This window comes from Aurantimonas sp. 22II-16-19i, from assembly GCF_002088275.1.
In the GTDB taxonomy this organism is placed as follows: domain Bacteria; phylum Pseudomonadota; class Alphaproteobacteria; order Rhizobiales; family Rhizobiaceae; genus Jiella.
Map to the genome: position 1 here is coordinate 103,966 of NZ_AQQS01000012.1, position 18,720 is coordinate 122,685.

The 18,720-nt window shown below is 70.2% G+C and carries 12 protein-coding genes; 4 read left to right on the forward strand and 8 right to left on the reverse strand.

Annotated features, from left to right (window positions below; all coding sequences use genetic code 11):
• Positions 1 to 152: 152 nt before the first annotated feature.
• The 5 genes from ATO4_RS11910 to ATO4_RS11930 all read right to left on the reverse strand — a co-directional run bounded on the left by ATO4_RS11910 (position 153) and on the right by ATO4_RS11930 (position 8,957).
• A complete protein-coding gene (locus ATO4_RS11910; protein ID WP_083591729.1) occupies positions 153 to 1,352 on the reverse strand; it encodes an efflux RND transporter periplasmic adaptor subunit in 1,200 nt (399 codons plus the stop codon).
• A 736-nt stretch (positions 1,353 to 2,088) separates the two neighbouring features.
• Positions 2,089 to 4,173 carry a hypothetical protein gene (locus tag ATO4_RS11915; RefSeq protein WP_083591730.1) on the reverse strand — a complete coding sequence of 695 codons (2,085 nt, stop codon included), beginning with the start codon at positions 4,171 to 4,173 and terminating at the stop codon, positions 2,089 to 2,091.
• Positions 4,170 to 7,022 carry a DUF4159 domain-containing protein gene (locus tag ATO4_RS11920; RefSeq protein WP_176222961.1) on the reverse strand — a complete coding sequence of 951 codons (2,853 nt, stop codon included), beginning with the start codon at positions 7,020 to 7,022 and terminating at the stop codon, positions 4,170 to 4,172. Before ATO4_RS11920 ends, ATO4_RS11915 begins: the two co-directional genes overlap by 4 nt.
• Positions 7,022 to 7,933 (reverse strand): DUF58 domain-containing protein, encoded by a 912-nt coding sequence (locus ATO4_RS11925; RefSeq protein WP_083591732.1) that lies wholly within the window; start codon positions 7,931 to 7,933, stop codon positions 7,022 to 7,024. Before ATO4_RS11925 ends, ATO4_RS11920 begins: the two co-directional genes overlap by 1 nt.
• A gap of 16 nt (positions 7,934 to 7,949) precedes the next feature.
• The gene (locus ATO4_RS11930; RefSeq protein WP_083591733.1) at positions 7,950 to 8,957 is read right to left on the reverse strand and encodes a MoxR family ATPase; all 1,008 of its coding nucleotides are present in this window, start codon (positions 8,955 to 8,957) and stop codon (positions 7,950 to 7,952) included.
• Positions 8,958 to 9,168: 211 nt separating this feature from the next.
• Between ATO4_RS11930 and ATO4_RS11935 the strand changes: the two genes are divergently transcribed.
• Genes ATO4_RS11935 through ATO4_RS11945 form a run of 3 tightly spaced genes read left to right on the forward strand, consistent with a single transcriptional unit; the run spans position 9,169 to position 11,629 of the window.
• Positions 9,169 to 9,738, forward strand: coding sequence for a DUF1285 domain-containing protein (locus tag ATO4_RS11935; RefSeq protein ID WP_083591734.1), 570 nt, complete (start codon positions 9,169 to 9,171; stop codon positions 9,736 to 9,738).
• A gap of 44 nt (positions 9,739 to 9,782) precedes the next feature.
• Positions 9,783 to 10,385, forward strand: coding sequence for a CoA pyrophosphatase (locus ATO4_RS11940; protein WP_245308714.1), 603 nt, complete (start codon positions 9,783 to 9,785; stop codon positions 10,383 to 10,385).
• Complete coding sequence (locus ATO4_RS11945) at positions 10,382 to 11,629, forward strand: CCA tRNA nucleotidyltransferase (RefSeq protein WP_083591736.1); 1,248 nt, start codon at positions 10,382 to 10,384, stop codon at positions 11,627 to 11,629. Before ATO4_RS11940 ends, ATO4_RS11945 begins: the two co-directional genes overlap by 4 nt.
• Before the next feature lie 230 nt (positions 11,630 to 11,859).
• Here ATO4_RS11945 and gltA read toward each other — a convergent pair whose 3' ends face one another.
• Together gltA and gltX are read right to left on the reverse strand one after the other, a co-directional pair.
• Complete coding sequence (gene gltA / locus ATO4_RS11950; protein WP_083591737.1) at positions 11,860 to 13,152, reverse strand: citrate synthase; 1,293 nt, start codon at positions 13,150 to 13,152, stop codon at positions 11,860 to 11,862.
• 140 nt (positions 13,153 to 13,292) lie between these two features.
• Positions 13,293 to 14,714, reverse strand: a complete 1,422-nt coding sequence (gene gltX, locus ATO4_RS11955; RefSeq protein WP_083591738.1) for a glutamate--tRNA ligase — start codon at positions 14,712 to 14,714, stop codon at positions 13,293 to 13,295.
• 117 nt (positions 14,715 to 14,831) lie between these two features.
• Here gltX and ATO4_RS11960 point away from each other — a divergent pair, with 117 nt between their 5' ends.
• The gene (locus ATO4_RS11960) at positions 14,832 to 17,687 is read left to right on the forward strand and encodes a ComEC/Rec2 family competence protein (protein WP_083591739.1); all 2,856 of its coding nucleotides are present in this window, start codon (positions 14,832 to 14,834) and stop codon (positions 17,685 to 17,687) included.
• Here ATO4_RS11960 and lexA read toward each other — a convergent pair.
• Positions 17,681 to 18,445: a transcriptional repressor LexA gene (gene lexA, locus ATO4_RS11965; RefSeq protein WP_083591740.1), complete on the reverse strand. Its 765-nt coding sequence runs from the start codon at positions 18,443 to 18,445 to the stop codon at positions 17,681 to 17,683. The genes ATO4_RS11960 and lexA overlap by 7 nt on opposite strands.
• Positions 18,446 to 18,720: the final 275 nt, after the last annotated feature.

Below are 18,720 nucleotides of genomic sequence, written 5' to 3' on the forward strand. Positions count from 1 at the left end.
GCGTCGGCCACAGCCCGGCCATCGGCCGGGCGGGCGCTGCGACACGGGGCCGGCCCCGCGGGACGCTGGCCTGGGGGAGGCTTTCGGGTATCGGATAGGCGAGACGGCCCGGCCTCGGGGGGCGGGCCGGGCCGTCTCAGACCGTCGCGGGCTTACTTGGCGGAGGCCAGCGCGACGGGTTCGGGGTCGACGAGAGTGCCAGGGGTCAGGGCCTGGATCCCGTCCACCACGATCTGCTCGCCGGGCTTCAGCCCGTCGGCGACGACCCTGAGGCCGTCGATCGAGGCGCCGAGCTGGACGGTGCGGTACTCGACCTTGTGGTCGTCGCCGACGACGAGGACGAATTTGCGGTCCTGATCGGTGCCGACGGCGCGCTCGCTGATCAGCAGCCTGTCCTGCGGCTTCGGCTGGCCGAGGCGGATGCGGACGAACTCGCCGGGGACGAGAGATCCCTTGGGATTGTCGATCGCGGCCCGGATGCGCAGGGTGCCGCTCAGCGGGTCGACCTCGTTGCCGATCAATTGCACATGCCCGCGCAGCGCCGGCTTGCCGCCATCGGCGTCGAAGCGCTGTACCTCGACCGGGATGTCGCCATAGGCCGGCAGCGGGCCGTCCTGATCGGGAAGGGCGGAGAGGATGCCGGCGACCTCGCCCGCATCGACGTCGAAGCCGGCATAGATCGGATCGACCGAGACCATGGTCGCCAGCACCGGCGACGACAGCCCCGCCGCGACGAGATTGCCCGCGCTGACCTCGATCTGGCCGATCCGCCCGTCGATCGGCGCGCGGACCTCGGTATAGCCGAGATCCAACTCAGCAGTCCGCAGCGCCGCCTTGGCCGCATCGGCGCTGGCGACCGCCTGGTCATAGGCGCTGGAGCGCTGGTCGAGGGTGCTCTGGGAAACGGTGCGCGAGGTGACGAGGGATTTTGCGCGCTCCACTTCCAGCGCCGCCAGATGCACCTGCGCCTCGGCGGCCTCGACGTCGGCGCGGGCCCGCGCGACCGTCGCCTCGTAGGGAGCTGGATCGATGGTCGCGACGCGGTCTCCCTTCTTCACGAGAGCCCCCTCGCGAAAGTGGAACGCCTCGATCGCGCCGCCGACGCGGGGCCGGATCTCGACCCGGTCGACGGCCTCGAGGCGCCCGGAATACTCCTTCCAGAGGGTGATGGAGCGCGGCGTCACCGCCGTGACCGGCACCTGCAGCGCGGCCGGCTGCGTCGGCTGCTGCGGCGAGGCTTCGCTCGCCACCGCGCGCTCCGGCTCGTTGACGGCCACCGTGGCCGCGCCTGCGGCCATCACCAGGGCAAGGCTCGAACTCCACAGGAGCCGACGAAAGACTGTCGTTTTCATATGCGTCACTCGTGAAGGGGAAGGGGATTGCGGCGCGAACCGGCGATGTCGCAGCGGATGGGCGCGCGATGAAGTGTCGGGATGCGAGGTGGGGGCGCCGGAGAGCGGCGTCAGGCAGGATCGCCGGGAAGCTCCGTCGTCAGCGGATGTGGAGACCCGGGGCAGGGGCAAATCGTCATGCCGTCACCGGATCGCGTCTGCTGGCGCCGCGGCAGGCCCGGCGCAGGTGGCGCGGACATCGGCGGCAAGGGCACTGGAACCATGCATCGGCCGTCTCCATATCCTCTCGGCGCAATGCCGGCAGGAACCCGCGAACGGTGACGGAAACTTCTGTACCGCTCGGTATGGATTAGTTAGGCCGGCCGCGGCTCCCGGTCAAGTGGATAATTACCGATTGGTATGAAAATAGACCGGCGCCTCGATCGTGGCCTTTCGGCGCGGTGATTCCTGAGGACTGGGAGGGGTCTGTCGGCGACGGCCGGCCATCAGCCATGACGGCCGGGCGCGCCCACGACGGGGCGATTGCTCTTGTCGAAAGACGAGGCAGGCGAAGCATCGCTCCCGCACGGCGAAGGAATGGGCCCGAAGTCAGGGACCCGAACTCAGGGGCCTAAAGTGAGGGACCCCAAGCCAGGGCCCGAAGTCGTCGGCCCGAAGTCATGGATCCCGCGCCGACCGGATCGCCGACACCCGCCGGTGCTGGCCGCCTCCACGACGCCGCGCCTCCCGGCGAGGGTCAGCGACCCTCGCGATACCAGGTCGCCGACAGCGCCAGCAGCAGCACGGCGAGGCCGAGGAAGCCGGCGAAGAGCGGCGTCCGGTCGACGCCGCGCAGGATCGTCTCGTCGGTGGTCTTGAGGCCGATCCAGTCCCGCCCGTCGCCATCGGCCCGGCCGCTGATCGGGACGATGCGCGGCACCGTCACCTCGCTCGATCCCTCGGTCCCGATGCGGCGCACGCTGCCGCGGGTCGCCTCGGTGATCGGATCCAGCTTCTGCGTCGTCGAGATCGCCTCGCGATATTCCCGTGGATTGACCGGGCCGACCGTGCCGAGGGCGCGCAGATCGCCGTTCGCCGCCTGGAAGAGCCCCATCTCGTCGGTCTTCAGGACGCCTTCCCAAAGTCCGGGACTGACATTGGCCAGCGGCAGGTTCTCGGCCCGGCCCGACGGGGTGATCACCGTCGCCGGTCCCGGATCGTCGCCGATGGTCTGGCGGGTGACGACCAGGTCGGAACCCCGCGCCTCGGCCTCGAGGGACTCCTCCTCGAGCTCGGGCTCCTTCATCAGCCAGTGGGCGACGCGCCGGAACAGGGCGACATGCGGCCCGCCGCCCTCGAAGCCGCGTGACCACAGCCATTCCTGATCCGACAGGAGAAGCGCGATGCGGCCCTCGCCGGCACGGTCGAGTACCAGCAGCGGCTTGTCGTCCGGCCCTGTCATCACCGTCTCGCCCTTCGTCTCGCCGACGTCGATCGAGCGGAACCACGGGCTCCAGTCCGGCGGCTCGGCGTTGGAGCCGGGCAGGTTGCGGGTGACGGGGTGCTTCTGGCCGAGCTCCGACACCTGCGGATAGAACGCCTTGTCCTCGATCTGCCCGGTCGGCAGCGCCGGCAGGATCCATTGCAGCGGGGTCTGGGCGATCGACTCGTTGCCGGCATATTCCGGCCCCGACGCGATCAGCATCGCCCCACCGTTCTCCACATACTGGGCGATATAGTCGAAATACAGAGACGGAAGGACGCCGCGCTCCTGGTAGCGGTCGAAGATGATCAGGTCGAAATCGTTGATCTTCTCGACGAACAGCTCCCGTGTCGGAAAGGCGATCAGCGACAGCTCGTCGATGGGCGTCCCGTCCTGCTTTTCCGGCGGCCTGAGGATGGTGAAGTGCACGAGGTCCACGGTGGCGTCCGACTTCAACAGGTTGCGCCAGGTGCGCTCGCCGGCATGGGGCTCGCCCGAGACGAGAAGGACGCGGAGGTTCTCGCGGATGCCGTCGACGACGGCGATCGCCTTGTTGTTGACGCCGGTGATCTCGCGCTCGGCGCGGGCGACGGAGAGTTCGATGATGTTCTTGCCGGCGCGGTTCAGGCTGAAGTTCACCGTCTCGTCCGCGCCGGGCGTCGCCTGCTCGCGCGAGACGAGGTCGCCGTTCAGGAACACCTGCACCGGCACCGGCGTCGTGCCGGCGCCCGATCCCTCCTCGATCACCCGGTAGGTCAGCCGCTGCTCCTCGTCGACGAGGCCGAAGCGCGGGCTGTTGGTGATCTCGATCCGCCGGTCGAACTCGTCCTCGTGGCCGGTGACGAGGGCATGGACCGGGGCGTCGAAGCCGAGCCTCGCGGCGGCGTCGGGAATGTCGTGGACCTGCCCGTCGGTGACCATGATGGCGCCGGCGACCCGGCCGGGCGCGACGTCCTCGAGGGAGGTCGCCAGCGCCCCGAACAGCGCCGTCGTCGCGTCGTCCGAGGGGGTGCCGGAGGATTTCGCCTCGACGGTCCGCACCTCGAACTGCGGGAACCGCGCCAGACTCTCCTTCAGGGCGGCCTCGGCCGCGTCGGCCTGCGCCGTGCGGTCGCCGATCGACTGGCTCTGGCTGCGGTCGACGACGAGGGAGACGACGCTCTTCATCGGGTCGCGCTCCTCCTGCAGCATCACCGGGTTGGCGAGCGCGAGGATCAGCGCCGCGATCGCCAGGATGCGGACGAGCGCGCCATGGGTGCGGGCGACGAGGAGCACCAGCGCCAGGATCGCCGCCGGAATGCCGAGGGCGGCGAGGACCGGCCAGGAGAAGAACGGGTCGAACGCGATGGACCAGGTCATTGTCCGAGCCTTTCGAGCAGCGCCGGGACGTGGACCTGATCGGCCTTGTAGTTGCCGGTGAGGACGTACATCACGATGTTGACGCCCGACCGATAGGCCATCTCGCGCTGGGAGGGATCGGAGGAGTCGGTCGGGTAGAGGAAGAGGCCCTTGTCGTCCACGGCCCAGGCCCCGGCGAAATCGTTCGAGGTGATCATGATCGAGGAGACGCCGTCGCCGCCGCGGGCGGGGCGGGCCGTGCCCTCGGCATCCGGCACCAGCGATTCGACCCAGAGCGGCGAATCCGAATGCAGGCCGGGAAACGACGCCAGGATGTAGAACGCCTTGGTCAGGACGTGGTCCGGCGGCACCGGCTCGAGCGGCGGAATGTCGAGGTCGCCGAGGATGTCGCGCAGCCGCCGCTGGCCGGCCGAAACGGTGCCGGACAAGGATGACAGCGTGTCGTCGGAGACGTCGAACAGTACCGTGCCGCCCTGTTTCATATAGGCGTCGATGCGGCTGATGGCGTCCTGCGAGGGCATCGGGGCGTCGGCGCTGATCGGCCAGTAGAGCAGCGGGTAGAAGGAGAGCTCGTCGGTGGCGATGTCGACGCCCATGGGATCGCCCGGCTCGAGCGCGGTCTTCGCGCCGATATATTGCGACAGGCCGCGCAGCCCGTCCCGTGACCGGTCGTCGATGGCGCCGTCGCCGGTCTCGACATAGGCGAGATGGGTCTGGGACGTCGCCTCGATGGCCTTCTGGACGTCGAAGCTGTCGGATTGCTCGATCGTCTGGGCGACGGCCGCATGGGGCGAGGCGAGGAGCGCCGCGCCGGCAAGGCCGAGGCCGCAGGCGAGCGCGATCGACACCGCCGCCCCCGAGGAACGGCCGGAGAGCCGGCCCGCGAAGCGGCCGATGCCGCCGCTCAGCCACAGCATGGCGAAGGCATCCAGCGCGAACAGCACCAGCGCCGCGGCGAACAGCCAGGGTCGCAGGTCGAGGCTGTCGGCGTCGGCATAGGGCCGCGCGTCGGTGGCCGCGCCGAGGTCGAGGTCGGGCAGCGGCGCCAGCCGCGCCGAGGGCCCGAGGAGATTGTGCGCCACATAGCCCTCTTCGCTGCCATAGAGTCCCGGCGGGTGCTGCAGGCCGACCGGTGAGGGCGCATCGGCGGCCAGCGACAGCGGCTGCGCCTCCGGGCCGGGCGAGACCAGCCGGCCGGTGCCGTCGAGGACACGGTAGGGCGGCAGGCTGTCGGCCGCCGTCTGGCCGTCCGGCGCGCCGGCATTGGCCCGCGACAGGCTGACGATCCGGCGCAGCATCGAGACGAAGGCGCCGGAGATCGGCAGGTTCGACCAAGTCGCCTCCGCGGTCACGTGAAACAGCACGATGGTGCCGGCCCCCTGGCTGCGCGCGGTGACGAGGGGCGTACCGTCGGTGAGGCTCGCCCAGGTGTGGTCGGCGAGATCGGCCGAGGGTTCGGCGAGGATCTGCCGCGAGACGGTGACGTCCTCGGGAACCGCGATCCCGGCAAAGGGACTGGCTTCGGGAATCGGCGCGAGCTTCTGCGGCTCGGACCAGGACATGGCGCCGCCGAGCTGGCGTTCGCCGGCCCGCAGCCGGACCGGGACGAGGGCATCCTCGCCGGTGGTCCCGGCGAGCCGCGGCCCGGCGAAGCGGACCAGATAGCCCCCATTCTCGACGAAGGCCTGGAGCGCGGTCTGCGCCTCCTCCGGCAACACGCCGATGTCGGCGAGCACCACCACGGACGGCCTGCGCTCCAGAAGCTCGGGAATCGCCTTGCCGAGATCGGCGGTCGAGGGCCGGACCACGTCGGCGAAGGGCCCGAGCGCCCGCGAGATGTAGTAGAGCGGCGACAGCAGCGGCTGCGCCTCGTCGGACGACTCGCCCGAGATCAGCGCGACGCGGCGGCGGCGGAAGGAATCGTCGAGCAGCCGCACGGCGCCCGCCGTGGCGGCGCCCTGGACCTCGATGCGGGCGATGTCGTTGCGCATCTCCACCGGAATCTGGAAGCGCGCCTCGCCGATGCCGTCGCTGCCGGAGAAGGCGACCGGCGCGGTTCCGACCTCGCGCGACTGGGCGTCCCTAGCAATGAGCGTGAAGGCGCCCACCGGAACGCCGGACGGGCGGACCGCCGAGACGACCAGTGCTTCAGTGGAGTTGTCGGCGTTGGTGAGGCCGATCACCCCGTCGAGCGAGGGTTCGTAGACGATCGACTGGCCCGGTGTGAGCGCTGCGAGGGCCTGTGCGGCCTCCTGCGCATCCGGCGTGTCGAGGCCGTCGGAGAGGAAGACCAGCGAGCCCGGCCGTTCGCCGGCGAGCGCCGTCGCGATCCGCCGTGCCGCGGCGAGGCGCTCGGTCGGCACGGGCCGCGGTTCGGCGGCGGCGAGCCGTTCCAGCGCCGCGGCTGCCTCGACGGGCGAGGCGGCGTCGTCGGGCCCCTCGGCGGAGAACGCCATCACCACCGGCCGGCCGGTGTCGCCCGCCTGGCGGATCAGCTCCTCGGCGGCGCGCCGGCGCTGGTCGAAGTCGCCGCCGGAGGACCAGCCGTTGTCGACGAGGATCGCCAGCGGCCCGGTGCCGGAGATCAGCGTCTCGCGCGGATTGAGGGTGGGGGCGGCCAGCGCGAAGATCACCAGCGCCGCCAGAAGCAGGCGCAGGAGCGTCAGCCACCACGGGCTCTTCGACGGGGTCTCCTCGCTCTTCAGGACGCGCTGGAGGATGCGCAGCGGCGGAAACGCCTCGACCTGCGGACGCGGCGGCGTCAGCTTCAAGAGCCACCAGATCACCGGCAAGGCGAGGAGGCCGGCGAGAACGAAGGGCGCGCCGAAGCTGAGTGCGAGACCGCCGATCACGAGCGCGGCCCCGCGGCCTGCGGAACGCCCGACAGGCGCGTGTGCAGCGCCCCCAGCGCCTCCGAGGCCAGCCGGTCGGTGCGGTGGAAGATGAAGCTCCAGCCGAGCCGGCGGCAATGGTCGGAAAGGATGTCGCGCCGGGCGCGGTAGAGTTCGGTATATTCGCTCTTCAGGGTCTCCGCCCTTCCGGCGGTCAGACGCCCGCCGGTCTCCGGATCGCGGAATTCGGTGCGGCCGGCATAGGGGAACGTCTCCTCCGCGGGATCGGCCACCATCACCAGATGGCCGCGGATGCCGCGCTTGGCCACCTTGTCGACGTAGGCGAGGATTTCGTCGAGGGGATCGAGGCAGTCGCTGACCATGACGATCTCCGAGAAGCGGCGCAGCCTGTCATCGGGGGGAAACCGGTGCTGCGGGCGGTCGTTCATCAAGGTCGCGGCGAGGCGCTCGGCGGCGTTGCGGGCGGCGATCGGCTCGATCACGCCCGGATAGCCGATCCGCTCGCCGGAGCGCGACAGGAGCTCGGCAAGGGCCAGAACCAGGACGAGCGCGCGGGACTCCTTGGAGACCTCGGAAGCCGTCGAGCGAAAGCCCATCGACGAGGACGGGTCGGCCCAGACCCAGACCGTGTGGGCGGCTTCCCATTCGCGGTCGCGCAGATAGACATGGTCGTCCCGCGCCGAGCGGCGCCAGTCGATGCGCGACACCTGCTCGCCGTCGACGAAGGGACGGAACTGCCAGAAATTCTCGCCGATACCCCGGCGGCGGCGGCCATGCCAGCCGGCGATCACCGTCGAGACGATGCGGCGCGCCTCGACCAGGAGGTCGGGCAGGAGCACCGCGCGCTGGCGGGCGCGGACCAGCGCGTCGGAAGCATGGGTGAGTTCGACGGTGGAGCCGATCGGCATCAGGCCCGTCCCTTCGTCAAGCGACGTCTCGCTTCAGGGCGGCGATCACGTCGCGCACGCTCATGCCCTCCGCCCGCGCGGCGAAGTTGAGCGCCATGCGGTGCTGGAGGATCGGCTCGGCGAGCGCCATCACATCGTCGATCGAGGGCGCCAGCCGGCCTTCGTAGAGGGCGCGCGCCCTGACGCAGGTCATCAGCGACTGCGAGGCGCGCGGGCCGGGACCCCAGGCGATGTGCGTGTCGGCCTCCTTGTGGCCGCTGCCGGGCCGGGCCGAGCGCACCAGGTTGAGGATCGCGTCGACGACGCTGTCCGGCACCGGCATGCGCCGCACCAGCATCTGGATCTCGCGCAGGCGCTCGGCGCCCAGCACCGGCTCGGCGTGGTCCTCCGAACCGCCGGTCTCCAAGAGGATGCGGCGCTCGGAGGCGAGGTCGGGATAATGCACGTCCACCTGCATCAGGAAGCGGTCGAGCTGCGCCTCGGGCAGCGGATAGGTGCCTTCCTGCTCCAGCGGGTTCTGGGTCGCGAGCACGTGGAAGGGGGCCGGCAGGTCGTAGCGCTCGCCGGCGACGGTGACGTGATATTCCTGCATCGCCTGGAGCAGGGCGGACTGGGTGCGCGGCGAGGCGCGGTTGATCTCGTCGGCCATCAGCAGCTGGGCGAAGACCGGGCCCTTCACATAGCGGAACGACCGGCGGCCGGTCTCGTCCTGGTCCATCACCTCGGTGCCGATGATGTCGGACGGCATCAGGTCCGGCGTGAACTGGATGCGCCGGGCGTCGAGGCCCATGGCGACGCCGAGCGTGTCGACGAGCTTGGTCTTGGCCAAGCCCGGCACGCCGACGAGCAGCGCATGGCCGCCGCCGAGAATGGCGATCACCGTCTGCTCGACGACGCTCTCCTGGCCGAAGATCACCCGGCCGACGGATTCGCGCACCCTCGCGATGTCGGCGAGCGCGGCTTCGGCAAGGCCGACGATGGCGGAGTCGCTGAGGGTCGATTCCTGCGGCGTGAGTATCGTCATGGGTGTCTCTCCATTGCCGGAACCGAAGTGCTCGCTGCGCGCCGACCGCGGGTCCAAGAGGCCAGGGTACGGGATGGAGCGGGTCGATCAATCAATACGATGGGGAATCTTGCTGGCAAGCGCCGGTCGGCCAACTATTTCGTGAGGACGAAGCCGGGCGAAAATGAGACCGGCCCCATCGCGGCGGCTCGGCCGGGACGAAGTGGATCTTATGACGAATCAGCCACCTGACGAATCCGGGAGCCTCGCGGCCCTGATTTCGCGCGCCGAGCGGGCCGGGCGGGGGGCGCCGCCGGTGGAGCAATGGAATCCGGTTTTCTGCGGCGACATCGACATGGTGATCAAGGCGGACGGCACCTGGCTCTATCAGGGGACGCCGATTCGCCGCGAGGCGCTGAAGCGGCTGTTCTCCTCGGTGCTGCGCAAGGACGCCGACGGGCGCACCTATCTGGTGACCCCGGTCGAGCGGCTCGGCATCACCGTCGAGGACGCCCCTTTCGTCGCGGTGGAGATGAGCCGCGAGGATGCCGGCACCGGCCCGGTGCTGACCTTCCGCACCGATGTCGGCGACGTGGTGGCGGCGGGGCCGGAGCACCCGATCCGCTTCGCCGATGCCGAAGATGGCGGCTTCCGGCCCTATCTCCTGGTGCGCGGCCGGCTGGAGGCGGCGCTGACGCGGGCGCTCGCCATCGATCTCGCAGACATGCTCGAGGAGGATCAGGCCGGGCTGTTCCTGGTCTCGAAGGGTGCCCGCTTCGACGTGCCGCAGGGTGCCGCGTGACGGCGGCGACGCCGCTGTTCACGGCAGCCGACCTGAGGGCCCGGATCGGGGCCTCGCCGGACGGCCCCGGCAGGAGCCCCGCTGGAGAGGCCGAGCCGGAATGGGGCGATCACCGCCTCAACCCCGATCTCGTCGCCGAGATGCTGAAGGCCGAGACCCGCGAGGCCGCAGTCCTCGTGCCGGTGGTCGAACGTGCCGGCGAGGCGACGGTGATCCTGACGACGCGCACCCGCTCGCTGCGCAAGCATTCCGGCCAGATCGCCTTTCCCGGCGGCGCCATCGATCCGGAGGACACGTCGCCCGAGGCGGCGGCGATGCGCGAGGCCATGGAGGAGGTGGCGCTGGAGCCGCGCTTCGTCGAGCCGGTCGCGCGCCTGCCGCGCTACCTGACGACGACCGGCTTCCACATCACCCCGGTCGTCGCCATCGTGACGCCGGGTTTTGCCCTGAAGCCCAATCCCGGCGAGGTCGAGGACGTCTTCGAGGTTCCCTTGAGTTTCCTGATGGACGCCGCCAATCATCGCCAGGAGAGCCGCGAATTCGCCGGGCTCGTCCGCCACTATTTCACGATGCCCTTCGGCGAGCGCTTCATCTGGGGCGTCACGGCGGGCATCCTGCGCACACTCTACGAACGGTATTACGCATGACAACGATTTCCGCCGACTGGCTGAAGGACGAGACGCTGCAGACCCTGCTCGCAGCCCTATCCGAGGGCGGCGAGGAGGCGCGCGTCGTCGGCGGGGCGGTGCGCAACACGCTGATGGAGCGTCCCGTCACCGACATCGACATCGCCGTGACGACGCTGCCCGAGGAGACCGTCCGCCGGGTCGAGGCGATCGGCCTCAAGGCGGTGCCGACCGGCATCGAGCATGGCACCATCACCGTCGTCGCCGACGGGCGCCCCTATGAGGTGACGACGCTGCGCCGCGACATCGAGACCGACGGCCGCCACGCCGTCGTCACCTTCGGCCGCGACTGGCAGGCCGACGCCGAGCGGCGCGACTTCACCATCAACGCCCTCTATGTGGACGCTGCGGGCGAGGTGCTCGATCTCGTCGGCGGTATCGCCGACATTCAGCGCGGCATCCTGCGCTTCATCGGCGATGCCGAGCAGCGCATCGTCGAGGACCGGCTGCGGATCCTGCGCTTCTTCCGCTTCTTCGCCTGGTACGGCCAGGGGCGGCCGGACGCCGAGGGCCTGCGCGCCGCGACGCGGCTGAAGGACGGGCTGACGAAGCTCTCCGCCGAGCGGGTCTGGAACGAGCTGCGCAAGCTGCTTTCCGCTCCCGATCCGTCGCGGGCGCTCTTGTGGATGCGCCAGACCGGGGCGTTGACCATCGTCCTGCCGGAGAGCGAGCGCTGGGGCATCGACCACATCCACGCGCTGGTCGAGACCGGCCGGGCGCGGGGCTGGCAGCCCGATCCCCTCTTGCGCCTGATGGCGATCGTGCCGCCGGATCCCGCCCGGCTCGCCGAGCTGGCGAAGCGGCTGAAGCTCGCCAATCACGAGCGCGACCGGCTCGCGGGCTTTGCCGCCGAGGCGGCGCCGGATCCGGACGAGAGCGACCGGGCGCAGAAGGCGCGGCTCTATTTCGGCGACCGCCAGGCGATCGAGGACGTCACGCGGCTGGAACTCGCCAAGGCGCAGGGCAAGATCGGCGAGGACGCCGCCGCGCTGGAACGCGTCGCGCGCCTTGCGGCACGGCTCGACACGGCCGAGACCTTCGTGCCGCCGGTCTTCCCCATCGGCGGCGACGACCTGAAGGCCCGCGGCTTTGCGCCGGGGCCGGAGCTCGGGCGGGAGATCGAGCGGCTGAAGCGGATCTGGGCCGAGGGCGGCTTTCAGCTGTCGGCGCAGGACCTCCTCGCAGCGAGCGGCAAGGGCGCGTAGGGCCGGCCGGCCGGGCGGCGAAGCGCGCGCCGCGGCAAGCCCGCGCGGCGCTCGAGCGCAGACCCCTTTGCGGCCGAAGAGAGCGGGGCCGACAGAATGACGCGGCCGCGCCGAGTTCACACTGCCCCGAACGACAAATTCACACTGCCCCGAACGACAAAGCCCCGCCTTGCGGCAGGGCTCTGGGCATTCGAAGACTTCGCGACGGAAGAACGCGCGCGGCGCTCTGATCAGCCGCGCTCCTCGGGCGAGACGTAGTCGCGCATCGGCGCACCGGTGTAGAGCTGGCGCGGCCGGCCGATCCGCTGATGCGGATCCTCGATCATCTCCTTCCACTGGGCGATCCAGCCGACGGTGCGCGCCACGGCGAAGAGCACCGTGAACATCGTGGTCGGGAAGCCCAGCGCCTTCAGCGTGATGCCGGAGTAGAAGTCGACGTTCGGATAGAGCTTCTTCTCGATGAAATACTCGTCGGTGAGCGCGATGCGCTCCAGCTCCATCGCCACCTCGAGCAGCGGATCGTCCTTGATGCCGAGCTCGTCGAGCACCTCGTGGCAGGTCTGCTGCATGATCTTGGCGCGCGGGTCGTAGTTCTTGTAGACCCGGTGACCGAAGCCCATCAGGCGGAACGGATCGTTCTTGTCCTTGGCCCTCGCGATGAACTCCGGGATGCGGTCCTTCGAACCGATCTCCATGAGCATGTTGAGCGCCGCCTCGTTGGCGCCGCCATGGGCGGGCCCCCAGAGGCAGGCGATGCCGGCGGCGACGCAGGCGAACGGGTTGGCGCCCGACGAGCCGGCAAGCCGCACCGTCGAGGTCGAGGCGTTCTGCTCGTGATCGGCATGCAGGATGAAGATGCGGTCCATCGCCCGCGCCAGCACCGGGTTGATCCGGTAGGGCTCGCAGGGAACCGCGAAGCACATGTGCAGGAAGTTTTCCGCGTAGGACAGGTCGTTGCGCGGGTAAACGAAGGGCTGGCCGATGTGGTACTTGTAGGCCATCGCCGCGATCGTCGGCATCTTGGCGACCATGCGCAGGCTCGCCACCATCCGCTGGTGCGGATCGGCGATGTCGGTCGAATCGTGGTAGAAGGCCGAGAGGGCGCCGACCGAGCCGCACATGACGGCCATCGGATGGGCGTCGCGGCGGAAGCCGGTGAAGAAGCGGCTCATCTGCTCGTGGATCATCGTGTGCCGCGTGACCCGGTAGACGAAGTCGTCCTTCTCGCGCTGGGTCGGCAGCTCGCCATACAGCAGGAGATAGCAGGTCTCGAGATAGTCGCCGCGCTCGGCGAGCTGATCGATCGGGTAACCGCGGTGCAGGAGGATGCCCTCGTCACCGTCGATATAGGTGATCTTCGATTCGCAGGACGCCGTCGAGGAGAACCCGGGATCGTAGGTGAACACGCCGCCCTGCTTGTAGAGGCTGGTGACGTCGATCACGTCCGGACCGAGGGTGCCGCTACGCATCTCCAGACCGGCATTCGTCGATCCGAAATTGAGTTTCGCCGACTGTTCTGTCATGCGTCGTCCTTTCATGAATCGCGGCTACGAATGCGGTTTCGCAGCGCACACGTTTCAGCCACTCTTTGCCTACTCCAAAGGCTTGAGCACCACAAGTTATGCCCCCAAGCCTGCTGCGGCGCAATAAGATGCGCAGATGCTCAGTGGCTCTGGTCCTTCAGCCGGGCGAGCGACTCGTCCCGGCCGAGAACCGCCAGAACGTCGAAGACACCGGGTGACGTGGTGCGGCCGGTGAGCGCGGCGCGCAGCGGCTGGGCCGCCTTGCCGAGCTTGATCTCCGCCCGCTCCGCATAGTCGCGGACGATGGCTTCCAGCGCCTCCGCCGACCAGCTCCCGGATGCCTCGAAAAGCGGCAGAAGGTCGGCGACGACCTTGCGGCCGCCGTCGGCGAGGATCGCCTCGGCCTTCTCTTCCATCGCCAGCGGGCGCGCGGCGAAGAGGAACGCCGCGCCGTCGGTCAGCTCGACGAGCGTCTTCGCCCGGTCCTTCAGGCCGGGCATCGCCGCGGCGAGCTTTTCACGGGTCGTCGCCTCGTCCGCCTGCTTCAGGATCGCGCCATTGGGCAGGATGTCGCGGCTGTCCATCAGCATGTCCACGAGATCCTGATCGGCGCTCGCCCGGATCCAGTGGCCGTTGATCGCCTCGAGCTTCTTGAAGTCGAATCGCGCCGCGCCCTTGTTGACCTGCGGCAGGTCGAACCAGGCGATCAGCTGCTCGGTGGAAATGATCTCCTCGTCGCCATGGGCCCAGCCGAGGCGGACGAGATAGTTGCGCAGCGCCACCGGAAGATAGCCCATCTCGCGGTAAGCCTCGACGCCGAGTGCCCCGTGCCGCTTCGACAGCTTCGCCCCGTCGGCGCCGTGGATCAGCGGGATATGCGCCATCACCGGCACCTTCCAGCCCATCGCCTGGTAGATCAGCGTCTGGCGACCGGCATTTGTCAGGTGGTCGTCGCCGCGGATGATGTGGGTGACGCCCATGTCGTGGTCGTCGACGACGACGGCGAGCATGTAGGTGGGCGAGCCGTCCGAGCGCAAAAGGACCAAGTCGTCGAGGTCCTTGTTCGGGAACCGCACGGTGCCCTGGACCTCGTCCTCCACCACCGTCTCGCCCTCGAGGGGCGCGCGCAGGCGGATCACCGGCGAAACGCCCTCCGGCGCCTCGGACGGATCGCGGTCGCGCCAGCGGCCGTCATAGCGCGGCGGGCGCTTCTCGGCCTTGGCGGTCTCGCGCATCTCCTCGAGCTCGGCCTGGGAGGCGTAGCAGCGATAGGCCTGGCCCTTGGCCAGCATCTCCTCGACCGCCGCCCGGTGGCGATCGGCCCGCTCGTATTGCGACACCGGCGGCTCGTCGGCGGAAAGCCCCAGCCAGTCGAGGCCCTCGATGATCGCCTTGACGGCTGCTTCGGTGGAGCGGGCGCGATCGGTGTCCTCGATGCGCAGCAGCATCTTGCCGCCCTTGGCGCGGGCATAGAGCCAGTTGAACAGGGCCGTGCGGGCGCCGCCGATATGCAGGAAGCCGGTCGGCGAGGGGGCAAAGCGGGTGACGACGGGATCCGCCATGTCGACTCCAGTTTTCAAACGATGCGGCGTGGCGCGGCTTTTTCAAAAACCGTCGCATTCATGGGCCGGCTGTGTAGCATAGGACCGTCGAGGTGCAAGCGAGGGGCGGGACGGCCATTGCCGCAGGCGCCAGCCACGAGGGGGCTCGAGCGCCCGCAAGGACCGGCAGGGGCCGGTCGCTGGGCCTCGCTCCTGCGCCGTTTTTTCGCTCGCGGCAGATGGTCCCGCGGCCGCGGCGGCACGGGCGCTCCGGGCAGCCCCGATGGCATTGGCGGATTTGACGACGACCGGGCGGACGGCTGGCCGGGCGAGGCGTCCCGGCTGGAGGCTGTCGGCGCCTGGCTGGGGCGGCAGGTCGCCATCGAGGCTGCCCGTCGCTCCGGCTTCCACGTCCTGCCCGTCGCGCTGATTTCCGGCGCGGCCGCCGTCTTCGCCCTCGACTGGCGGCCCGACATTTCCGCAACGATCCTGGCCGCCGCCGTCATCGGTGCGCTGGCGCTCCGGGCTGTCGCCCATCCGATGCTGCAGGCGATGCTCCTCGGCGTCGCCGGAATTCTCGCCGGGGCGCTGCTTTCGCTTGCCGATGGCGGTGCGACCCGCACGACGATCATCTCCGGCACCGCGACCACCCGCATCGCCGGCACCATCTTCCAGGCCTCGCGCGACGAGAAGGGCCGCATGCGCTATCTCGTGGCGGTCACCGGCACCGTCCGCCCGGTCCTGTCGCGGCCGCCGGAGCGGGTGCGGATCCTCGTCAGCGCCGACCACGCCGCCAGGGCGCCCGGCGATGCCTATTACGGCCTCGTCCGGCTCGGCCCGCCCTCCGGGCCGGCAGCGCCCGGCAGCCACGATTTCGCCTACCAGCCCTTCTTCGACGGCGTCGGCGGTCTCGGCTTCGCCCTCGGCGCGCCGGATGCGGAGCCCGCCGAAGGGCTCCTGCCGCCGCCGCCGCCCGGCTTCGTCGACGGTCTCGCCATCCGGCTGGAGCGCATCCGCGGGACGATGACCCGCCGCATCACCGAGGCGGCCGGCGGCGGCGAGGCGGGTGCCATTGCCGCGGCCCTCGTCACCGGCGAGCGCACCGGCATTCCGGACGATGCCGAGACCTGGCTGCGCGGCGTCGGTCTCGCCCATGTCCTGTCGATCTCCGGCCTGCATCTCGCCATCGTCGCGGGGTCGGCGCTGCTTCTCCTGCGCTCCGGCCTCGCGCTGGTGCCGGCGCTGGCCCTGAACTACCCGGTCAAGAAGATCGCGGCGGTGGTGGCGCTCCTCGTCGCCGCCCTCTACCTGCTTCTGTCCGGCGGCAACGTCGCCACCCAGCGCGCCTTCGTGATGCTGGCGGTGATGCTCGCCGCCGTCATCGCCGACCGCCCGGCGCTCACCCTGCGCAACGTCTCCATCGCCGCCCTCGTCGTCGTCGTCGCGGCGCCCCATTCCGTCACCACGGCGAGCTTCCAGATGAGCTTTGCCGCGACCCTCTCCCTCGTCGCGGGCTACGGCGCCATCATGCGCCGGCGCGGCGGCGCGAAGGCGCCTCCCGCCGGGCAGCCCCTCGCATGGCGGCTGCTGGCCGGGGCGGGGGCGACGATCCTCGGCATCGTCGTCAGCTCCCTCGTCGCGGGGGCCGCGACCGCGCCCTTCGCGGCTTATCATTTCCACCGCGTCGCTCCCTTCGGTCTCGTCGCCAACGTCCTCACACTGCCGATCTTCACCATGGTCGTGATGCCCCTCGGGCTCGTCGGTTCGCTGCTGATGCCCTTCGGCCTCGACGGCTGGTGCTTCCGGCTGATGGGGCTGTCCCTCGATCTGGTCCTGTGGGTCTCCGAATGGCTCTTCCGCATCCTGCCCGACCGGGGCACCGGGCCGATTTCGGGAACCGGGGTCGTGTTCCTCACCGCCGCGCTGTTCGCCGCCTCCTTCTTCGCCAGCAAGCTGCGTTACATCGCCGTGCCGCTGGCGATCGCCGGCCTCCTGACCATCCGCGACACCTCCGACCCGCCGCAGCTCGTCGTCTACGAGGACGGCCGGACCATCGCCGCCTTCGCCGGGGACGGCGCGATCGCCTATCTCGCCAGGCGGCCGAAGCGCTTCGTCACCGACCAGTGGGAGCGCAGTTTCGGCGTCTCACCCGCCGCCGTCGCCGCGTCTCCGGCGGCCGTAGCCCCGCATGTTCCGCCAGCGTATTCGCCCGCAGCTTTGCCCACTCCTCCGGCCGAGCCTCTGTCCCCGACGGCCGCGGCATCGCCGGCAATGGCGCACGTCCCGCTTCAGAACCTGGCATCGGACGCACTGCCCCCGGCCGTCGCCATGCCGCCGGGGTCGGTCGAGGCGACATCCTCGGCACCCGCACCTTCGTCGCAGGCGGTCGATGGCGGGTTTCCGACAGGCGAGCCGACGTCGCCCGCAGCCGCACCGACGCCGCAAATGGCCGATGCGACGTCCAAGGCCGCTGTTGCGACGCCGCGCGCGAGCGCTCCGGTGGCCGTTGCCGGCAGCACTTCCTCACGGGCGCTCCCGGACCGCTCCGCGCTGCCCTGCGATGCCGACTTCTGCCGCTTCACCACCCGCGACGGCCTGCGCATCGTCTGGACCAGCGACTACAAGCGAACCGGCGAGGCCTGCGACGGCGGCGACGTGGCGATCGTCGCCCGCGCCATCCGCCTCGAACACTGCCGCTCCGGCGCCCTTCTGGTCACCCTGCGCACCCTGCGGGCGACCGGCTCGCTGGCGCTGTATCGCGACCCCGCGACCGGCCGGCCGATCCTGCAGCGGTCCATCGCCGCCGATCCACCGCCCTGGAACCGGCATCGCCTGGCGCCATGGCCGGAATACTGGCGCAAGCCCGCCGCGGACGAGCAGGACTCGGCTCCGATCCTGCAGCGTCCCGGCTCGCGCGCCGAGCCGCCGGCTCCGTCCATGGTTCCGCCCACCGGATCAGCCGCCGAGGCGCTGCCCGGGCAGGCGCCTCAGTAGCGCCGGATCAGCCCGACCAGCCGGCCCTGGACCTTCACCCGGTCGGCCCCGAAGATGCGGGTCTCATAGGCAGGGTTGGCGGCCTCCAGCGCGATCGTGTCGCCGCGGCGGCGAAACCGCTTCAAGGTGGCTTCCTCGTCGTCGACCAGGGCCACGACGATGTCGCCGGGCGAGGCCGTGTCGATGCGGCGAATCACCACCGTGTCGCCGTCGAGGATCCCGGCCTCGACCATCGAATCGCCCTTGACGTCGAGGGCGAAGTGCTCGCCGGCGCCGAGCATCTCGGGCGGAACCTGGATCGAATGGGTGTTGGTCTGGATGGCGGAGATCGGCACGCCCGCCGCGATCCGGCCCATCACCGGCACCGCGACGGCGCTCTCCGGCACGCTCTGGGCCGGACGGGGCGCCGAGGACACCGCCGCCGGCCGTCGTGCCGCGCCGGATCGCTCCGCCGCCTCGCCGCGCGCCGTGCCGAGGCTGCCGTCGATGACGCTCGGCGTGAAGCCGCTCTTGGCCGCCGGCTGCGGCCGGCCGTTGCGCATGGATTCCGGCAGCTTCAGCACCTCGAGCGCCCGGGCCCGATTGGGCAGCCGGCGAATGAAGCCGCGCTCCTCGAGCGCGGTGATCAGCCGATGGATGCCGGACTTCGACCGCAGCTCCAGCGCGTCCTTCATCTCGTCGAAGGAAGGGGGCACGCCGCTCTCCTTCAGCCGCTCATGAATGAACAACAGAAGGTCGTGCTGTTTGCGCGTTAGCATGACGGACCTCTAAAAACAAAACCTGAACAAACCTATCTGTTCTAGTTGTGTTCCGCAAGAGCGTTTTGTGTCCCCATGCATACCCTCATGGATCGGGCCTGCCGTTTGCGATTTCTCGGCGCCGCTGCGGGCCTGCTGCGGTGCGGGTGTTGGTTGCCCGGCGGGGCCGCGGGCTCTTTATGCCATGCAGGTGCCGGAAGTGACCATGCCCGGCCGGGCATCCGGATGTGAATAGCCGCGGCGCCGAGGCACCGCGGCGTTCTTTTGGGGTGACG

Bases quoted from the DNA above. Each gene is read 5' to 3' on its own strand.
- ATO4_RS11910 (WP_083591729.1), bottom strand. From the start codon at position 1,352: ATGAAAACGACAGTCTTTCGTCGGCTCCTGTGGAGTTCGAGCCTTGCC.
- ATO4_RS11915 (WP_083591730.1), bottom strand. From the start codon at position 4,173: ATGACCTGGTCCATCGCGTTCGACCCGTTCTTCTCCTGGCCGGTCCTC.
- ATO4_RS11925 (WP_083591732.1), bottom strand. From the start codon at position 7,933: ATGCCGATCGGCTCCACCGTCGAACTCACCCATGCTTCCGACGCGCTG.
- ATO4_RS11930 (WP_083591733.1), bottom strand. From the start codon at position 8,957: ATGACGATACTCACGCCGCAGGAATCGACCCTCAGCGACTCCGCCATC.
- ATO4_RS11935 (WP_083591734.1), top strand. From the start codon at position 9,169: ATGACGAATCAGCCACCTGACGAATCCGGGAGCCTCGCGGCCCTGATT.
- ATO4_RS11945 (WP_083591736.1), top strand. From the start codon at position 10,382: ATGACAACGATTTCCGCCGACTGGCTGAAGGACGAGACGCTGCAGACC.
- gltA (WP_083591737.1), bottom strand. From the start codon at position 13,152: ATGACAGAACAGTCGGCGAAACTCAATTTCGGATCGACGAATGCCGGT.
- gltX (WP_083591738.1), bottom strand. From the start codon at position 14,714: ATGGCGGATCCCGTCGTCACCCGCTTTGCCCCCTCGCCGACCGGCTTC.
- lexA (WP_083591740.1), bottom strand. From the start codon at position 18,445: ATGCTAACGCGCAAACAGCACGACCTTCTGTTGTTCATTCATGAGCGG.